The organism is Streptomyces sp. NBC_00028 (genome assembly GCF_045041065.1).
GTDB lineage: Bacteria > Actinomycetota > Actinomycetes > Streptomycetales > Streptomycetaceae > Streptomyces.
Genome location: NZ_CP108293.1, coordinates 8,485,662 through 8,502,039, shown reverse-complemented (window position 1 = coordinate 8,502,039; position 16,378 = coordinate 8,485,662). Strand labels below are relative to the sequence as shown.

The 16,378-nt window shown below is 70.7% G+C and carries 16 protein-coding genes; 10 read left to right on the top strand and 6 right to left on the bottom strand.

The window, feature by feature from the left end:
* Position 1: 1 nt before the first annotated feature.
* From OG885_RS38435 to OG885_RS38405, 7 genes are all read left to right on the top strand, one after another.
* Positions 2-1,240 carry a MurT ligase domain-containing protein gene (locus OG885_RS38435; protein WP_329341794.1) on the top strand — a complete coding sequence of 413 codons (1,239 nt, stop codon included), beginning with the start codon at positions 2-4 and terminating at the stop codon, positions 1,238-1,240.
* 17 nt (positions 1,241-1,257) lie between these two features.
* Positions 1,258-1,986: a type 1 glutamine amidotransferase gene (locus OG885_RS38430; protein ID WP_079309501.1), complete on the top strand. Its 729-nt coding sequence runs from the start codon at positions 1,258-1,260 to the stop codon at positions 1,984-1,986.
* Positions 1,987-2,188: 202 nt separating this feature from the next.
* Positions 2,189-3,214, top strand: a complete 1,026-nt coding sequence (locus OG885_RS38425) for a 6-phosphofructokinase (protein WP_405739962.1) — start codon at positions 2,189-2,191, stop codon at positions 3,212-3,214.
* Between the two features lie 174 nt (positions 3,215-3,388).
* Positions 3,389-4,339, top strand: coding sequence for a cytochrome c oxidase assembly protein (locus tag OG885_RS38420; protein WP_405739959.1), 951 nt, complete (start codon positions 3,389-3,391; stop codon positions 4,337-4,339).
* A gap of 67 nt (positions 4,340-4,406) precedes the next feature.
* A complete protein-coding gene (locus OG885_RS38415; protein WP_405739956.1) occupies positions 4,407-5,786 on the top strand; it encodes a DUF6777 domain-containing protein in 1,380 nt (459 codons plus the stop codon).
* A gap of 28 nt (positions 5,787-5,814) precedes the next feature.
* Positions 5,815-7,668 (top strand): protein kinase domain-containing protein, encoded by a 1,854-nt coding sequence (locus tag OG885_RS38410; RefSeq protein ID WP_405739954.1) that lies wholly within the window; start codon positions 5,815-5,817, stop codon positions 7,666-7,668.
* 22 nt (positions 7,669-7,690) lie between these two features.
* Positions 7,691-7,861, top strand: coding sequence for a hypothetical protein (locus tag OG885_RS38405; protein ID WP_399960536.1), 171 nt, complete (start codon positions 7,691-7,693; stop codon positions 7,859-7,861).
* Between the two features lie 22 nt (positions 7,862-7,883).
* Here OG885_RS38405 and OG885_RS38400 read toward each other — a convergent pair whose 3' ends face one another.
* The 4 genes from OG885_RS38400 to OG885_RS38385 are packed head-to-tail and all read right to left on the bottom strand — an operon-like array spanning position 7,884 to position 11,922.
* Positions 7,884-9,065, bottom strand: a complete 1,182-nt coding sequence (locus OG885_RS38400; protein WP_405739950.1) for a sensor histidine kinase — start codon at positions 9,063-9,065, stop codon at positions 7,884-7,886.
* Positions 9,062-10,774, bottom strand: coding sequence for a cation acetate symporter (locus OG885_RS38395; RefSeq protein ID WP_405739947.1), 1,713 nt, complete (start codon positions 10,772-10,774; stop codon positions 9,062-9,064). Before OG885_RS38395 ends, OG885_RS38400 begins: the two co-directional genes overlap by 4 nt.
* Positions 10,775-10,787: 13 nt before the next feature.
* Positions 10,788-11,150, bottom strand: a complete 363-nt coding sequence (locus OG885_RS38390; RefSeq protein WP_405739945.1) for a hypothetical protein — start codon at positions 11,148-11,150, stop codon at positions 10,788-10,790.
* A gap of 1 nt (position 11,151) precedes the next feature.
* Positions 11,152-11,922: a LytR/AlgR family response regulator transcription factor gene (locus OG885_RS38385; RefSeq protein ID WP_405739943.1), complete on the bottom strand. Its 771-nt coding sequence runs from the start codon at positions 11,920-11,922 to the stop codon at positions 11,152-11,154.
* 87 nt (positions 11,923-12,009) lie between these two features.
* On the opposite strand from OG885_RS38385, the gene OG885_RS38380 reads away from it, so the two are divergent.
* From OG885_RS38380 to rocD, 3 genes are all read left to right on the top strand, one after another.
* A complete protein-coding gene (locus OG885_RS38380; protein ID WP_405739941.1) occupies positions 12,010-12,507 on the top strand; it encodes an Lrp/AsnC family transcriptional regulator in 498 nt (165 codons plus the stop codon).
* Between the two features lie 154 nt (positions 12,508-12,661).
* Positions 12,662-13,486, top strand: coding sequence for a dimethylargininase (gene ddaH / locus OG885_RS38375; protein WP_405739939.1), 825 nt, complete (start codon positions 12,662-12,664; stop codon positions 13,484-13,486).
* Positions 13,483-14,721 (top strand): ornithine--oxo-acid transaminase, encoded by a 1,239-nt coding sequence (gene rocD, locus OG885_RS38370; protein ID WP_405739936.1) that lies wholly within the window; start codon positions 13,483-13,485, stop codon positions 14,719-14,721. The genes ddaH and rocD overlap by 4 nt, the downstream gene beginning before the upstream one ends.
* A gap of 58 nt (positions 14,722-14,779) precedes the next feature.
* On the opposite strand, the gene OG885_RS38365 is transcribed toward rocD, so the two are convergent.
* Entirely contained in the window at positions 14,780-15,109 is a 330-nt protein-coding gene (locus tag OG885_RS38365) for a hypothetical protein (RefSeq protein WP_405739933.1), read from the bottom strand.
* Between the two features lie 75 nt (positions 15,110-15,184).
* The gene (locus OG885_RS38360; protein ID WP_405739931.1) at positions 15,185-16,336 is read right to left on the bottom strand and encodes a TIR domain-containing protein; all 1,152 of its coding nucleotides are present in this window, start codon (positions 16,334-16,336) and stop codon (positions 15,185-15,187) included.
* Positions 16,337-16,378 lie beyond the last annotated feature (42 nt).

The window sequence follows — 16,378 nt, the reverse complement described above, 5'->3', positions numbered from 1 at the left end:
GATGGCAGGCAACTCGGACCCGCTCACGCCGCGGGCCAAGATCGCCGTGACCGCCGGTAAGGCGGTCGCAGCGGCATCGCGCGCCGCAGGGCGCGGCAGCGGTTCGGTGATCGGCGGCCGGGTGGCACTCAAGCTCGACCCCGACCTCCTCGCCCGGCTCGCCCAGAACCTGGACGTGGTTCTGGTGTCGGCCACCAACGGCAAGACCACGACCACGCGGCTCATCGCGGAGGCGCTGCGCGCCGCCGGTCCCGTCGTCTCCAACGCGCTCGGCGCCAACATGCCCGCGGGCATCACCTCGGCGCTGGCCGGCAGCTCGGAGGCGCGCTACGGCGTGATCGAGGTCGACGAGAAGTACCTCGCCGGCGTCGCCCGGGACACCGACCCCAAGTGCATCGCGCTGCTCAACCTCTCCCGCGACCAGCTCGACCGGGCCGCCGAGACCCGGATGCTCGCCGAGAACTGGCGTGAGGGGCTCGCGGGCAGCAAGGCCGTCATCATCGCCAACGCCGACGACCCGCTGGTCGTCTGGGCCGCCTCCTCCTCCCCCAACGTCGTCTGGGTCGCCGCCGGGCAGATGTGGAAGGACGACGCCTGGTCCTGCCCGTCCTGCGGCGGTGTGATGCAGCGGCCGGGCGACGACTGGTTCTGCGGGGAGTGCGGGTTCCGTCGGCCGACGCCGAGCTGGGCGCTGTCCGGGGATCACGTCCTCGACCCGCACGGTTCCGCCTGGCCCATTCATCTCCAGCTGCCGGGCCGTGCCAACAAGGCCAACGCCGCCTCCTCGGCCGCCGTCGCCGCCGTGTTCGGCGTACCGCCGCAGGTCGCGCTGGAGCGCATGTACCAGGTGCAGGCCGTGGCCGGACGGTATGACGTGGTGCAGTTCCAGCAGCGGGATCTGCGGCTGCTGCTCGCCAAGAACCCGGCCGGGTGGCTCGAAACGTTTAGTCTCATCGATCCGCCACCCACCCCGGTGATCCTCTCCGTGAACGCGCGCGGCGCCGACGGCACCGACACCTCGTGGCTGTGGGACGTCGACTACACGCGGTTGACCGGCCACCCGATCTGTGTCGTCGGCGACCGCAAGCTCGACCTCGCGGTCCGCCTGGAGGTCGCCAACCAGCACTTCCAGGTCTGCGAGAACCTCGACCAGGCCGTGCAGCTGTGCCCGCCGGGCCGCATCGAGGTCATCGCGAACTACACCGCCTTCCAGGACCTGCGCCGCCGCGTCGGCAACTGACACTTCAGGGGACTTTTGTGAGCGACAACCAGCTGCGGGTCGTCTGGATCTATCCCGACCTGCTCAGCACCTACGGCGACCAGGGCAACGTCCTGGTCGTGGAGCGCCGGGCGCGGCAGCGGGGCCTCGACGTGGCCCGGCTCGACGTGCGCAGCGACCAGCCGATCCCGACCTCCGGGGACATCTACCTCATCGGCGGCGGCGAGGACCGTCCGCAGCGGCTCGCGGCCGAGCGGCTGCGCCGGGACGGCGGACTGCACCGGGCCGTGGAGAACGGCGCGATCGTGTTCTCGGTGTGTGCCGGGTACCAGATCCTCGGGCATGAGTTCATCAACGACCTCGGCCAGCGTGAGCCCGGTCTCGGGCTGCTCGACGTCGTGTCCGTGCGCGGTGAGGGTGCGCGGTGCGTCGGTGACGTCCTCGCCGACATCGACCCGCGCCTCGGGCTGCCCCCGCTGACCGGCTTCGAGAACCACCAGGGCGTCACCCACCTCGGCCCCACCGCCCGCCCGCTCGCCAACGTCCGCCTGGGCAACGGCAACGGCACGGGCGACGGCACGGAGGGCGCGTACAACGACACCGTCTTCGGTACGTACATGCACGGTCCCGTCCTGGCGCGAAACCCCCTCATCGCCGACCTGCTGCTGAAGCTGGCGCTCGATGTGAACGCGCTGCCGCCGACCGACGACCGCTGGTACGAGGCGCTTCGCAACGAGCGCATCGCGGCGGCGCAGCAGCCGGCGTAGAGCCTGCTTGAGCTGGGAGTTCATCCGCGCTCCAGCCGCGTTTTACCAGCCCGTCTGACGATGTGTCCGCACACCTGAGCGGGGTCGTCCAGCAGGCGGACGCACGGTAGGGCCCCGCCCCCTCCTGCCGCTAGGGTGGCGGGGATCGAGCCGGACAGCGTGGTCCGGTCCCCGGCCCACGTTGAGAAGGTTGTTTCGGGCTATGCGCATAGGTGTCCTCACGTCCGGCGGCGACTGCCCCGGCCTGAACGCCGTCATCCGGTCCGTCGTGCACCGTGCCGTCGCCGACCACGGCGACGAGGTCATCGGCTTCCGGGACGGCTGGAAGGGCCTCCTGGAGTGCGACTACCTCAAGCTCGACCTCGACGCGGTGGGCGGCATCCTCGCCCGCGGCGGCACTATCCTCGGCTCCTCCCGGGTCCAGCCCTCCCATCTGCGTGACGGGGTGGAGCGGGCCAAGGGCCATGTCGCCGAGCTCGGCCTCGACGCGATCATCCCGATCGGCGGCGAGGGCACGCTGAAGGCGGCCCGGCTGATGTCCGACGCCGGTCTGCCGATCGTCGGCGTGCCGAAGACCATCGACAACGACATCGCGGTCACGGACGTCACCTTCGGCTTCGACACGGCCGTGGGCGTGGCCACGGAGGCGCTGGACCGGCTCAAGACCACCGCCGAGTCGCATCAGCGCGTGCTCGTCGTCGAGGTCATGGGGCGGCACACCGGCTGGATCGCGCTGCACTCCGGCATGGCGGCCGGCGCGCACGCCATCGTCGTACCGGAACGGCCCTTCGACATCGAGGAGTTGGCGCGGCGGGTCGGCGAGCGGTTCCAGGCGGGCAAGCGGTTCGCGATCGTCGTCGCGGCGGAGGGGGCGAAGCCGGCGCCGGGGTCCATGTCGTTCGATGAGGGCGGCAAGGACATCTACGGGCATGAGCGCTTCGCCGGGATCGCGCGGCAGTTGTCCATCGAGCTGGAGCAGCGGCTGGGGAAGGAAGCGCGGCCGGTGATCCTGGGGCATGTGCAGCGGGGCGGGACGCCTACGGCGTACGACCGTGTTCTCGCGACCCGGTTCGGGTGGCATGCGGTGGAGGCGGTGCACCGGGGCGAGTTCGGTCACATGACGGCTCTTCGTGGGACGGACATCGTGATGGTGCCGTTGGCTGAGGCCGTGGAGACGTTGAAGACGGTGCCGGCTGAGCGGTACGAAGAGGCCGAGTGCGTTCTCTGAGTTTCGCCGTGGGCCTGCGGGAGGGTTGCAGGCTGCGGGCTCGTTGTGGCTGGTCGCGCAGTTCCCCGCGCCCCTAGGGCGTTGACTGCCCCCGGTGTCATCAGGCGCCGGGGGCGGTTCTAGTCTGTGAGGCGGACACTTCGCACAACCCCCCACGAATCAGGAGCCGCCGCAATGGATCACAGCGGGCACGGCATGACCATGGATCTGCCGCCGTTCACGCTGGGGCGGGGGCTTCAGTGGTCGGCCGATCCGTTCTTCCTCGTCGCCTGTGTGGTGGGGCTGGGGCTGTACGCGTACGGGGTCGTGCGGCTGCGGCGGCGTGGGGACGCCTGGTCGGCGGGGCGGACCGTCTCGTTCGCCGTCGGGGTGCTGACGATCATGCTCGTGATGTGCACCAGGCTGAACGACTACGGCATGGTGATGTTCAGCGTGCACATGGTGCAGCACATGGTCATCAGCATGCTGTCGCCGATCCTGATCCTGCTCGGCGCTCCGGTGACACTGGCCCTGCGGGTGCTGCCCGCCGCCGGCCGGGGGCGGAAGGGGCCGCGCGAGCTGCTGCTGGCGCTGCTGCACAGCCGGTACATGCGGATCATCACGCATCCGGCGTTCACCATCCCGCTGTTCATCGCGAGCCTGTACGCGCTCTACTTCACGCCGATCTTCGACTTCCTGATGGGGTCGAGGACCGGTCACCTCGCGATGATGGTGCACTTCCTCGCGGTGGGTGTCGTGTTCTTCTGGCCGATCATCGGCGTCGACCCGGGGCCGCAGCGGCCCGGCTATCTGATGCGGATGCTGGAGCTGTTCGCGGGCATGCCGTTCCACGCGTTCTTCGGGATCGCGTTGATGATGGCGTCCACCCCAATGGTCGAGACGTTCAAGAACCCGCCCGCCTCGCTCGGTATCGACGCGCTCTCCGACCAGAACGCCGCGGGCGGTATCGCCTGGGCGTTCAGTGAGATCCCGTCCGTGCTGGTGCTGCTGGCGCTGCTGTTCCAGTGGTACGGCTCGGAGCAGCGGCAGGCCAGGCGGAAGGACCGGGCCGCCGACCGGGACGGCGACAAGGAACTCGAGGCATACAACGCCTATTTGGCCTCATTGAACGCACGTGGGCGCTGAAAGGCTTTTTGGGGCCGGTCGTTCAGTAGCATGAAGCGCGTTGGGGGAACCGCCAGGGGGAGCGGTGATGACATTTCGCGCATTTATGCAGAGGCTCGCGACAAAGACTGCGTGTCTGCTGGTTCTCGTTCTCGCGGTGAGTGGGTGCGACAGAGCCACGCCCCTGCTGGCGGTGAAGGCGGTCGCGGCCGGTGTGCCCTCGCTCGCGCCGTTCTTCGACGAGGGCAGTGACCTGGGCCGGGATCAGCCGGTGACGTCGCAGCCCGTTCGGGGAAGTCTTCAGCAGGGCGACACCCCTGGTCTGTACGGGGGTTCGAAGCAACCGACGATCTGCGATGTCGACAAGCTCGAGAAATTCCTCACCGATCCCATGAACGACCAGAAAGCACAGGCGTGGGCACGCGCCCTGGGAATCACCACCGCTGAGATACCGGAATATCTGGATCGACTCACTCCTGTTCTGCTGCGTCACGACACTCTCGTGCAGAATCACGACTACAAAAAGGGAAAGGCAGTTCCCTACGACTCGCTGTTGCAGGCCGGAATCGCGATTCTCGTCGATCGGCAGGGGCAGCCGGCCGCGAAGTGCAGCTGTGGAAATCCACTGCGTCCCTTCGCGGGTGACACGAACCGTATCTCGGTCGAGTTCGGGGACGGGAACAAGGAGTGGAAGGGGTACGACCGTTCCTCGGTCGTGGCCGTGCGTCCCGCGTCCCGTCCACTGGAGAAGATCGCCCTGGTCGACGTGGCGGACCCCGATCGCGGGATCAGCCGGCCGGTCGGCACGACGGGCGCCAAGGACGACACCTTCGACACCCGCAGGACTCAGGCCGTCCCCCGGCTGACGGGGAAGACCTTCGGCGAGGCGCGTCAGGCGCTGGCCGACAAGGGGCTCGCGACCGGGTACGACACCGGGTCGGCGCCCGCCGACGGCGCACGGGTCACCGCGACCGATCCGCCGGCCGGGGCCGAGCTGCGGTTCGGGCAGTACGTGACGGTGAGCGTGGCGGAGGGATCGTCGTCCGAGGGCGGTCTCACCTCTCCCCCGCCCTCGGCATCCCCGCCCTCGGCACCCTCTGCGTCCGGACCGTCCAAGCCCGGACCGTCGACGTCGGGACCGTCGAAGCCCGGACCGTCCACGCCGGGACCGTCCACGCCGGGTACCTCGCCGCCGCCCACCAGTGCCTCAGTAGGCACCCCGCCCGGCCCGTCCACGTCGCCCTCGCCCTCGCCGTCGCCCCCGACCTCACCACCGCCCTCCTCGCCGACCTCGGTGACGAGCGCGCCGCCTGCCGTGACCAGCTCGCCTCCGCTGACGACGAGCGCACCGCCACCCTCCCCGCCGCCGGTGACCACCAGCGCACCGCCACCGGCGACCACGACCGGCGCGCCCCCGCCCAGCAGTGGGTCCGCGCCAGAGGAGCCCACCGCGAGCGTCGCCACGTAGCGCCTCCGCAGAACCCGGGAGTCACCGGATGCCTTCAGGACCATCGACATCGGGAGTGGGCCGGGTCATCGCCGGCCGCTATCTGCTGCTGCACCAGCTGGGCAGCGGCGGTATGGGCCATGTGTGGCTCGCCCACGACCAGAGACTCGCCTGCGAGGTCGCGCTCAAGGAGATCGTCTTCCGTGACCCGTCCGAGGCCGGTCACGAGCGGGAGGCCCGGGTCGCCCGGGCCCGTGCGGAGGCCCGGCACGCGGCCGGACTGCGCGGTCATCCGCATGTGGTGACCGTGCACGACGTGCTGGAGCACGACGGGCTCCCCTGGATCGTCATGGAGTACGTGCCCGGCGCCGTCGACCTGCGTGAGCTGATCGCCCGGCGCGGCCCGCTGGCGCCCGCGGAATCCGCGCGGATCGGCCTCGCCGTCCTCGACGCGCTGACCGCCGGGCACGAGCGGGGGATCATGCACCGGGACGTGAAGCCGGCGAACATCCTGCTCGCGCCGGACCGCACCGGGGCGCCGTACGGGCGCGCCCTGCTCACCGACTACGGCATCTCCGTGCAGCCGGACGCCGGGGAGACGCGCTACACGCTGACGTCCGTGCTGGTCGGTACGGCGGGCTATCTGGCGCCGGAGCGGGCCACCGGCGGGTCGCCCACCGCGGCCGCCGACCTGTTCTCGCTGGGGTGCACGCTCTACCACGCGGTGGAGGGCTGCGGTCCCTTCGCCCGCGAGTCGCACTTCGCGGAGATCAGCGCGGTGGTGACGGAGGAGCCGCGGTCACCGGTGCGCGCCGGAGCCCTGGCCCCCGTACTGGAGGCGATGCTGGTCAAGGATCCGGGGCTGCGGATCTCGGCAGCGCAGGCGGAGGCGGCGCTGTCGCGGATCGTCGCCTCGCAGGCGGACCCGTACGCGCGGACCCGGACCGACCTGGGCTCGCAGCCGCAGTGGGCGCAGCCGGGGCCGGTGGCGCCGGTGCCGCAGCCCGTGCCGCAGCCCGTGCCGGAGGGGCTCGGGCCGCTGGTCACCAACGGTGGCGGGAGTCGGCGCCGTACCCGTCCGCGGGCGCTGCACTCCGCCCTCGCCGGGCTGCTGGGCCTGGTGCTCGCCGGGGGCGGGGTCTGGTACGCCGTGGCGCAGCAGCCGCCCGGGGAAGGCGGGGGTGGCGGGAACGCCGCGCCGTACGGGACGGACATCGGGCTCGGCAAGGCGCTGCGGGACGGTGACTGTGTGACCGTGGACTGGCCGGGCGGGACGCCCTTCACGGGTACGCCCCGGGTGGCCCTGGACGCGGCGTGCGGTGGTCCGCCGGACGGGCAGGTGATGGCCTTCGTCCCCGCCGCGTCCGCGGCCGAGGCGCTGGAGCAGGGGCCGGCGCGCTGTGCGGAGCTGACCCAGGAGATCCGCGGGAAGCTCGCCGATGTGCGCGATCTGGCCCTCGTACCGACGCCGACGGGCTTCGCCGCCGCGGGACGGCGCACGGCCTGTCTGGTGGTGGGTGCGCACGGGCCGGTGTACGGGCCGCTCGGCGGGCATCGCGAGCCGGGGACGAAGTTCCTCGACGTCTCCTCGATGCAGAAGCGGGACTGTCTGGACGTGCGGTCCAACCGGGACGCGCGGCTGGTGTCCTGCGCGGGGCCGCACGACGAGGAGGTGCTCGGATTCACCCGACTGGGCGAGGACGTGACGCTGGACGAGGCGCGCGCCGAGGCGGCGGACCTGGCCTGCGGTCGGGAGGTGGCGCCGGGTGACTACGGCTTCGATCCGTCGGTGTACCGGGCGGGATCCTGGACGAGCGAGGGCCCGTGGAAGGCCGGAACTCATTTCGTCGTCTGCACCGTCAGGAAGCAGAACGGGGGCACCATGGAGGATGACGCATCATGAGGATCCCGAGGAGGGTGTTGCGATGCCCGGTTCCACGGACGGCTCGACCAGAACGATGGGGGTGCTCACCCTCGGCGGACTCGTCGTGGTGACCGCCTACACGGTGGCGCTCGGCAGCAACGGCTGGCTGTGGTTCGGCTGGGTCGTGCTGGGCCTGATCACCCTCGGGATGGTCGTCACGCGCAGTACCTGAGGCGGTCGTACCAGGGCAGGCCCTAGTGGACGCCCGGCTGGTATTTCGGCAGCCGGGCGGTGATGCGCATGCCGGCGCCCACGGCGGTCTCGATGACGAGGCCGTAGTCGTCGCCGTACACCTGGCGCAGCCGGTCGTCGACGTTGGACAGCCCGATGCCGCCCGACGGGCTGACCTCGCCGGCGAGGATGCGGCGCAGCACGGCGGGGTCCATGCCCGCGCCGTCGTCCTCGATGACGACGAGGGCTTCGGCGCCCGTGTCCTGCGCCGTGATCTGGATGTGGCAGGTGTCCGGCTTGCCCTCCAGGCCGTGCTTGACGGCGTTCTCGACGAGCGGCTGGAGGCACAGGAAGGGCAGGGTGACCGGCAGCACCTCGGGGGCGATCTGCAGGGTGACGGAGAGGCGGTCGCCGAAGCGGGCCCGTACGAGCGCCAAGTAGTGGTCGATGGCGTGGAGTTCGTCGGCGAGGGTGGTGAAGTCGCCGTGTCGGCGGAAGCTGTAGCGGGTGAAGTCGGCGAACTCCAGGAGCAGTTCGCGGGCGCGCTCGGGGTCGGTGCGGACGAACGACGCGATCACCGCGAGCGAGTTGAAGATGAAGTGCGGGGAGATCTGGGCGCGCAGGGCCTTGATCTCGGCCTCGATGAGCCGGGTGCGGGACTGGTCGAGGTCGGCCAGTTCCAGCTGGACGGAGACCCAGCGGGCGACCTCTCCGGCGGCCCGCACGAGCACGGCGGACTCACGGGGCGCGCAGGCCACCAGGGCGCCGTGGACCCGGTCGTCGACGGTGAGCGGGGCGACCACGGCCCAGCTGACCGTGCAGTCGAGGGCGTCGCAGGTCAGTGGGAAGGCCTCGCCACGGCCGGTCTCCAGGGGGCCGGCGAGGCGTTTCATGATCTCGTCGCGGTGATGGCCGCCGACGCCGTCCCAGACGAGGACCCGCTTCTGGTCGGTCAGGCACAGGGCGTCCGTGCCGAGCAACGTCCGTAGTCTGCGGGCCGACTTGCGGGCCGTCTCCTCGGTCAGACCCGCGCGGAGCGGGGGCGCGGCGAGGGACGCGGTGTGCAGGGTCTCGAAGGTGGCGTGCTCGACTGGCGTGCCGAGGCCGCCGAGGTTCTCGGGGCGTGCGGTACGGCGGCCGAGCCAGAAGCCCGCGGCGAGGAGGGGGAGGATGGCCACGCAGAGCCCGGCGAGGAATCCGCTCACGCCTTCACCTCCGCCCGCAGCTCCTCCGGCAGATGGAACCGCGCCAGGATCGCCCCCGTACCGGCCGGGACCCTGCCCGGGGTCGCCAGGGACACCAGCACCATGGTGAGGAACCCCAGCGGCACCGACCAGAGGGCCGGCCAGGCGAGCACGGCGTGCAGCGCGCCGGACCCGGGGAAACCTGCCATGGTCGCCGCCACCGCCACCAGCGCGGAGCCGCCGCCCACCAGCATCCCGGCGGCGGCGCCCGGCGGGGTGAGCCGGCGCCACCAGATGCCGAGGACGAGCAGCGGGCAGAAGGAGGACGCGGACACGGCGAAGGCGAGGCCGACCGCGTCGGCGACCGGCAGCCCGCCGACCAGGGCGCTCGCCGCCAGCGGTACGGCCATGGCGATGACCGTGCCCAGCCTGAAGTGCCGTACGCCGCGCGACGGAAGCACGTCCTGGGTGAGCACGCCCGCCACGGCCATGGTCAGCCCGGAGGCGGTGGAGAGGAACGCGGCGAAGGCGCCCCCGGCGACCAGCGCGCCGAGCAGGTCGCCGCCGAGGCCGCCGATCACCCGGTCGGGCAGCAGCAGGACGGCGGCGTCCGCGTCTGAGGTGAGGGTGAGTTCGGGGGCGTAGAGGCGGCCGAGGGCGCCGTAGACGGGCGGCAGCAGATAGAAGGCGCCGATCAGACCGAGGACGGCGACCGTGGTGCGGCGGGCGGCGACGCCGTGCGGGCTGGTGTAGAAGCGGACGACGACGTGCGGCAGGCCCATCGTGCCGAGGAAGGTCGCGAGGATCAGTCCGTAGGTGGCGTACAGGGGGCGTTCGCCGCGGCTCTCGGCCTGCGAGGGCGACAGACCGGCGTCGCTGCGCCGGTCGGCCTCGGGGACGGGGTCGCCCGCGGCGAAGGTGAGGCGGGTGCCGGCGTCGATGTGATGGGTGCCGGCGCGGAGGTGGAGCCGGGTGTCCTCGTGGGTGCGGCCGTCCACCGTGCCGTCGACGGTGACCGTCAGCGGGCGGTCCAGTTTCAGGTCGAGGCCCTCGTCGACGCGGACCACGCGCTGTTCGCGGAAGGTGGCCGGTTCCTCGAAGGCGTGGCTGGGGGCGCCGTCGCCCTGCCAGGCGAGGATCAGGAAGAGGGCGGGGACGAGGAGGGCGGTGAGCTTGAGCCAGTACTGGAAGGCCTGCACGAAGGTGATGCTGCGCATGCCGCCCGCGGCGACGGTCGCGACGACCACGACGGCGACGATGACGCCGCCGAGCGAGTCCGGCGCCCCGGTGAGGACCTGCAAGGTCAGTCCGGCGCCCTGGAGTTGGGGCAGCAGGTACAGCCAGCCGACGCCGACGACGAACGCCCCGGCGAGCCGTCGTACCGCCTGGGAGGCGAGCCGGGCCTCGGCGAAGTCCGGGAGCGTGTACGCCCCGGAGCGGCGCAGCGGGGCGGCCACGAAGAGCAGGAGGACGAGGTACCCGGCGGTGTAGCCGACCGGGTACCAGAGCATGTCGGGGCCTTGCACCAGGACGAGGCCCGCGATGCCGAGGAAGGAGGCCGCGGAGAGGTACTCGCCGCTTATGGCCGCCGCGTTCAGGCGGGGGCCCACGGTGCGGGAGGCGACGTAGAAGTCGGATGTCGTACGGGAGATGCGCAGGCCGAAGGCGCCGACGAGGACGGTGGCGACGACGACGAGGGCGACGGCGGGGACGGCGTAACCGGAGTTCATCGGATCGGGTGGCTCAGCGGTCTTCTACGAGGCGGACGAAGTCGCGCTCATTGCGTTCCGCCCGCCGCACGTACCAGCGGGCGAGCAGCACCAGCGGGGCGTAGACGCCGAAGCCGAGGACCGCCCATTCCACGCGGCGGGCGTCGGGCATCGCGGCGAACAGCAGCGGGAGCGGGCCGATGAGGAGGCCGAGGACGGCGAACACGGTGAGTCCGGCGCGGAGTTGGCTGCGCATGAGGGAACGGACGTAGGTGTCACCGAGGGTGGTCTGTTCGTCGATCTCGGTGCGGGGGCGGTAGTAGCCGGAGGCGCGGCGGGTGCGGCGGGGCGGTCCGGTGACGACGACGCGGCGTTCGACGGGGTCCTGGTGCGGCATGTCAGGACCTCCGCATCAGCAGGTCGCGCAGTTCGCGGGTGTGGCGCCGGCTGACCTGGAGTTCCTCGGTGCCGACCAGGACGCTCACCGTCCCGGCGTCGAGGCGGAGTTCGCCGATGTGGCGCAGGGCGACCAGATGGCGGCGGTGGATGCGGACGAAGCCGCGGGAGCGCCAGCGCTCCTCCAGGGTGGACACGGGGATGCGGACGAGATGGCTGCCCTTGGTGGTGTGCAGCCGGGCGTAGTCCCCTTGCGCCTCGACGTGGGTGATGTCCTCGACGGAGACGAAGCGGGTCACACCGCCGAGTTCGACGGGTATGTGGTCGGGGTCGGGTTCGTGCACGGGGATGCGGGGCGCGGGGTCGCCGGGTTCGGCGGGGCGTCGTACGAGTTCGGCGGCGCGGCGCACGGCCTCGGCGAGGCGCTCCTTGCGGACGGGCTTGAGGACGTAGTCGACGGCCTTGAGGTCGAAGGCCTGGACGGCGAAGTCCTCGTGGGCGGTGACGAACACGACCAGTGGGGGTTTGGCGAAGCCGGTGAGCAGCCGGGCCAGGTCCAGGCCGTCGAGGCCGGGCATGTTGATGTCGAGGAAGACGACGTCGATCGCCTCCGGGCCGTGCGGCCCCGACTCCAGCGCGCGGTTGATGCGGCGCAGCGCCTCGGTCGCGTCGCCTGCGCCCTCCGCGCTGCTGATCCGGGGGTCGGCGTTGAGGAGGTAGAGCAGCTCCTCCAGCGAGGGGCGTTCGTCGTCGACAGCCAGGGCGCGCAGCATGCCCGGAGTGTAGGAGTAATCCGTACGTCTGCACACGTGCCGAGGCATGGACGTTCCCGCTGGGTTTCCGCTGGATACAGTGCCGACATGCACAGCGCGCCCGCACCGTTCGACGAGCTCGACCGGAAGATCATCACCGCTCTGATGGCGAACGCCAGGACGAGCTTCGCCGAGATCGGCACGGCCGTGGGGCTGTCGTCCACGGCGGTCAAGCGACGGGTGGACCGGCTACGGGAGACCGGGGTGATCACCGGGTTCACGGCCACGGTGGAGCCGTCGGCGCTGGGCTGGCGTACGGAGGCGTATGTCGAGGTGTACTGCGAGGGCGCGGCGCCGCCGCGGCGGCTCGCGGAGGTGGTGCGCAACCATCCGGAGATCACGGCGGCGATGACGGTGACCGGCGGCGCGGACGCGTTGCTGCATGTGCGGGCGCGGGACGTGGAGCACTTCGAGGAGGTGCTGGAGCGGATCCGGGTGGAGCCGTTCATCCGCAAGACGATCAGCGTGATGGTGCTGTCCCATCTGCTGCCGGACAGCCCCGAGGCGGGCGCCACACAGCCCGCACCCGCGGCATCGCCCGAATAAACATCCGAGTACGCAGTGAACCTGCGCGTACATGGCTGAAGACGCAGCATTCCTGCGCAGACACGCAATTCTCGTTGCTTGTCGGGCGCGACCGTCACTTCCTACCTTGGTGTCAACCCCAAGTCGACACCGCAGGAAGCGGAGGAACCCCTCTGTGTCCGACTCCCGTGTGCCGCGCCGACGGCGATTCCTCGTCTGCGAACCCAGACATTTCGGCGTGCAGTACGCGATCAATCCCTGGATGCAACCCGACGTCCGCGTCGACGCGGACCTGGCCCGGGCGCAGTGGCATGCGCTGATCGGCGCCTACCGGGCCCATGGCCACACCGTGGACTCCGTGGAGCCGGCCCCCGGTCTCCCGGACATGGTGTTCGCCGCGAACTCGGCGGTCGTCGTGGACGGCCGCGTCTTCGGCTCCCTCTTCCACGCGCCCGAGCGGCGCCCCGAGTCCTCGTTGTACGACACGTGGTTCAAGACGGCGGGCTTCGCCGTCCACCGCCCCGAGTCGGTCTGCGAGGGCGAGGGCGACCTGGTCTGGACGGGCCGGTACGTCCTGGCCGGTACCGGTTTCCGTACCACCCGGGAGGCGCACCGCGAGGTGCAGGAGTTCTTCGGGCACCCGGTGATCAGCCTGACGCTGGTGGACCCGCGCTTCTACCACCTGGACACGGCGCTGTTCGTCCTGGACGACTCCGCCGACGGCAACAACATCTCCTACTACCCGGAGGCGTTCTCGCCGGGCAGCCGGGAGGTGCTGGCGCGCCTGTACCCGAACGCGGTGCTCGCCACCCTGGACGACGCGCTGGCCTTCGGTCTGAACTCCGTGTCCGACGGCCGCAACGTCTTCATCGCGCCCCAGGCCGAGTCCCTGGCCTCCGCCCTCGCCGACCGCGGCTATGTCCCCGTGCCCGTCGACCTGTCCGAGTTCCGCAAGGCAGGCGGCGGCATCAAGTGCTGCACTCAGGAGATCCGCTCATGACAGCGCCCACCCGAGTACCCGTGACCACGCGCTCGTCCGCCGACCTGATCCGCGCCGAGGAACCGGTCCTGGCGCACAACTACCACCCCCTTCCGGTGGTCGTCGCCCACGCCGAGGGCGCCTGGGTCGAGGACGTGGAGGGGCGCCGCTACCTGGACATGCTGGCCGGCTACTCGGCCCTCAACTTCGGCCACCGCCATCCGGCACTGATCGAGGCGGCCCACCGCCAGCTCGACCGCCTCACCCTCACCTCCCGCGCCTTCCACAACGACAAGCTGGCCGAATTCGCCGAGCGCCTGGCCGAGTTGACCGGCCTGGACATGGTCCTGCCGATGAACACGGGCGCCGAGGCGGTCGAGTCCGGCATCAAGGTGGCCCGCAAATGGGCGTACGAGGTGAAGGGCGTCCCCGCCGATCAGGCGACGATCGTGGTCGCGGCGGAGAACTTCCACGGCCGTACGACGACGATCGTGTCGTTCTCCACGGACGAGACGGCACGGCAGGGCTTCGGCCCCTTCACCCCGGGCTTCCGGATCGTGCCGTACAACGACCTCGCGGCGCTGGAAGCGGCGATCGACGAGACGACGGCGGCGGTGCTCCTGGAGCCGATCCAGGGCGAGGCGGGCGTGGTGATCCCCGACGACGGCTATCTCACGGGCGTCCGTGAGGTGACCCGCCGCAAGGGCTGCCTCTTCATCGCCGACGAGATCCAGTCGGGTCTCGGCCGCACGGGCCGCACGCTCGCCGTGGACCACGAGTCGGTCGTCCCGGACGTCCTGCTCCTCGGCAAGGCGCTGGGCGGCGGCATCGTCCCGGTCTCCGCGGTGGTGGCCCGCCGCGACGTCCTCGGCGTCCTGCGTCCCGGCGAGCACGGCTCGACGTTCGGTGGGAACCCGCTCGCGGCGGCGGTCGGCACGGCGGTGGTGGAACTCCTGGAAACGGGCGAATTCCAGCACCGCGCCGCAGAGTTGGGCACCCAGCTGCGGGACGGCCTGACCGCCCTCGTCGGCAAGGGCGTCCTCGGCTTCCGCTCCCGCGGCCTGTGGGCGGGCGTCGACATCGACCCCACCTTCGGCACGGGCCGGCAGATCGGCGAACGGCTGCTGCGGGAAGGGGTGCTGGCGAAGGACACCCACGGCTCGACGATCCGCCTGGCACCGCCTCTGACCATCACGGGAGATGAACTCGCGGGGGCGTTGGGGGCGTTGGAGAGGGTGCTCACGCAAGCACCGTGACTCCCATGACGGCCGTCTCAAGAAGGGGCGGCCGTCGTGTGTGTTCCATGCCGCGCGGTCAACGCTCCGGGCCGTGTGACTCCTGCGGTCCCTCGAGGATGTTCCTCGACACCACGGAACGAGTCGGCGCCCGTAGCGGCGAGGCGCGACCTCCTCGTCCTGGGTCGTCGAGATCAATTCCATAGGAATCGCACAGGGCGTTCTTCACGCGTCCGAGCAGTCCGGGCAGTTCCCTGACCTTCCAGTACGGCTTCGCGCAGTAGCGGTCGACGAACGGGTACAGCTTGTGCTCCGGCGAAAGCAGCCCCTGCGCGGACCGTAGGTCATCGGTGATCAAAAAGCGGGACTCGTCGGTCTCGTCGAGCTCTTCGTCAGGTGCGACAGGCATGCGCTCCTGAAGGTGGTAGGCCCAGTCACGCAAGCACCCCGCGATGTATCTGGCGTGGTCCGCGTCGCCCGGCACTCATCGGCCTTGCGGACGCCACATCTCGGAGTGCAGCTGATCCAATCCAGGACCGGTGAGTCGGCAGGCGCCGTTGTTCGCGGCCTGGCTCTTCGAGTGCTTCTCCATCGGCGCGGCCAGGCCGTCCGTCATCAGCCGTGACAGGCCTGCGCGCACTTCCTCCGGCGGCGTTCCCCTGCGGGCGGCTATCGCGCTGACGTCCACCCCCTTGCCTTCCGCCAGAGCCCCGAGCAGGACCCAACGCAGGGGGATTCTGCGTAGCAGCTCCGCTGCGGGACTCGGCCCGAGGTCGTCACCGGTGACCGGGCCTGGGGCGCTCGGGAAGGCGCCGGCTTCCAGGTAGAACGGATCCTCGGTCCGAACCGCCGAACGGATGGCTCTGAGTCTTTGGGCCACCTCGTTCCTTGACGCGGGTGAACCGTCGAAGCACACCCGGTCGACCCCGGACAGATCTCGGGGGTAGCGCAGGTCACTGCCGAATTCCACCAACAGGGTGCGCTCCCTGGCCGCATGCCAGGCATAACCCGCCTGGAAGAGGACGCTCGGCGACGCCTGCGTGGCGAGCTGGACCTCGGCGTCCTCGACTCCGGCGAAGGCGGGATGGCGAGTGGCGACATCGTCCGGCGTCATGAGGACGACCACCGCATGACAGGCGTCGAAGGCCGAGTCGAGGACATCGGCGTGGTGTTGTCCTTCGCGGCCCGACAACCGAGCGTGGGAGCGGCCCCGGACGTCCAGGCCGAGCGCCCGCAAGAACTCGCCCATGGCCCGTGCCGCTGCCCCCCATTCTCCGGAGATCAGAAGGACAGTGCGCCGGTCGGGTGCCGGTGGCGCCGTCCGCAGGAAAGAGTTCGTCACGTCGACCGAGCGCTCCACGACCTGGCGGTACAGCCGCGACCGATCGAAGACAGGGGTCTGGCGCACTGCGTTCTCGAGTTGGATCTCTTCCAGGATCTCGGCGGATTTCTGGTCGCTTCGCCCAATTCTGATCCGCACGAGGTCCTCGTTCTCTACCACTCTGCCATTGATCACGACAGCCTTCCCCCGCTTTCGCGGACGCACGAATCTGCTTTCCAACCCCTCTTCGTCGAGGTCCAGTTCGACTTCGGGCCGAGCAGCACCACGCATTTCGATGAGCACATGGAAGTGCATACGATCCTCCAGAACCGCGCCGGTGCTCGGGACAACGAGTCA

What these genes read in the sequence shown, in the direction of transcription:
- OG885_RS38365 (WP_405739933.1), bottom strand. Translation starts at nt 15,109, where the DNA reads ATGCCTGTCGCACCTGACGAAGAGCTCGACGAGACCGACGAGTCCCGC.
- OG885_RS38405 (WP_399960536.1), top strand. Translation starts at nt 7,691, where the DNA reads ATGCCCGGTTCCACGGACGGCTCGACCAGAACGATGGGGGTGCTCACC.
- OG885_RS38395 (WP_405739947.1), bottom strand. Translation starts at nt 10,774, where the DNA reads ATGAACTCCGGTTACGCCGTCCCCGCCGTCGCCCTCGTCGTCGTCGCC.
- rocD (WP_405739936.1), top strand. Translation starts at nt 13,483, where the DNA reads ATGACAGCGCCCACCCGAGTACCCGTGACCACGCGCTCGTCCGCCGAC.
- OG885_RS38390 (WP_405739945.1), bottom strand. Translation starts at nt 11,150, where the DNA reads ATGCCGCACCAGGACCCCGTCGAACGCCGCGTCGTCGTCACCGGACCG.
- OG885_RS38425 (WP_405739962.1), top strand. Translation starts at nt 2,189, where the DNA reads ATGCGCATAGGTGTCCTCACGTCCGGCGGCGACTGCCCCGGCCTGAAC.
- OG885_RS38410 (WP_405739954.1), top strand. Translation starts at nt 5,815, where the DNA reads ATGCCTTCAGGACCATCGACATCGGGAGTGGGCCGGGTCATCGCCGGC.
- OG885_RS38420 (WP_405739959.1), top strand. Translation starts at nt 3,389, where the DNA reads ATGGATCACAGCGGGCACGGCATGACCATGGATCTGCCGCCGTTCACG.
- OG885_RS38435 (WP_329341794.1), top strand. Translation starts at nt 2, where the DNA reads ATGGCAGGCAACTCGGACCCGCTCACGCCGCGGGCCAAGATCGCCGTG.
- OG885_RS38380 (WP_405739941.1), top strand. Translation starts at nt 12,010, where the DNA reads ATGCACAGCGCGCCCGCACCGTTCGACGAGCTCGACCGGAAGATCATC.
- OG885_RS38385 (WP_405739943.1), bottom strand. Translation starts at nt 11,922, where the DNA reads ATGCTGCGCGCCCTGGCTGTCGACGACGAACGCCCCTCGCTGGAGGAG.
- OG885_RS38415 (WP_405739956.1), top strand. Translation starts at nt 4,407, where the DNA reads ATGACATTTCGCGCATTTATGCAGAGGCTCGCGACAAAGACTGCGTGT.
- OG885_RS38360 (WP_405739931.1), bottom strand. Translation starts at nt 16,336, where the DNA reads ATGCACTTCCATGTGCTCATCGAAATGCGTGGTGCTGCTCGGCCCGAA.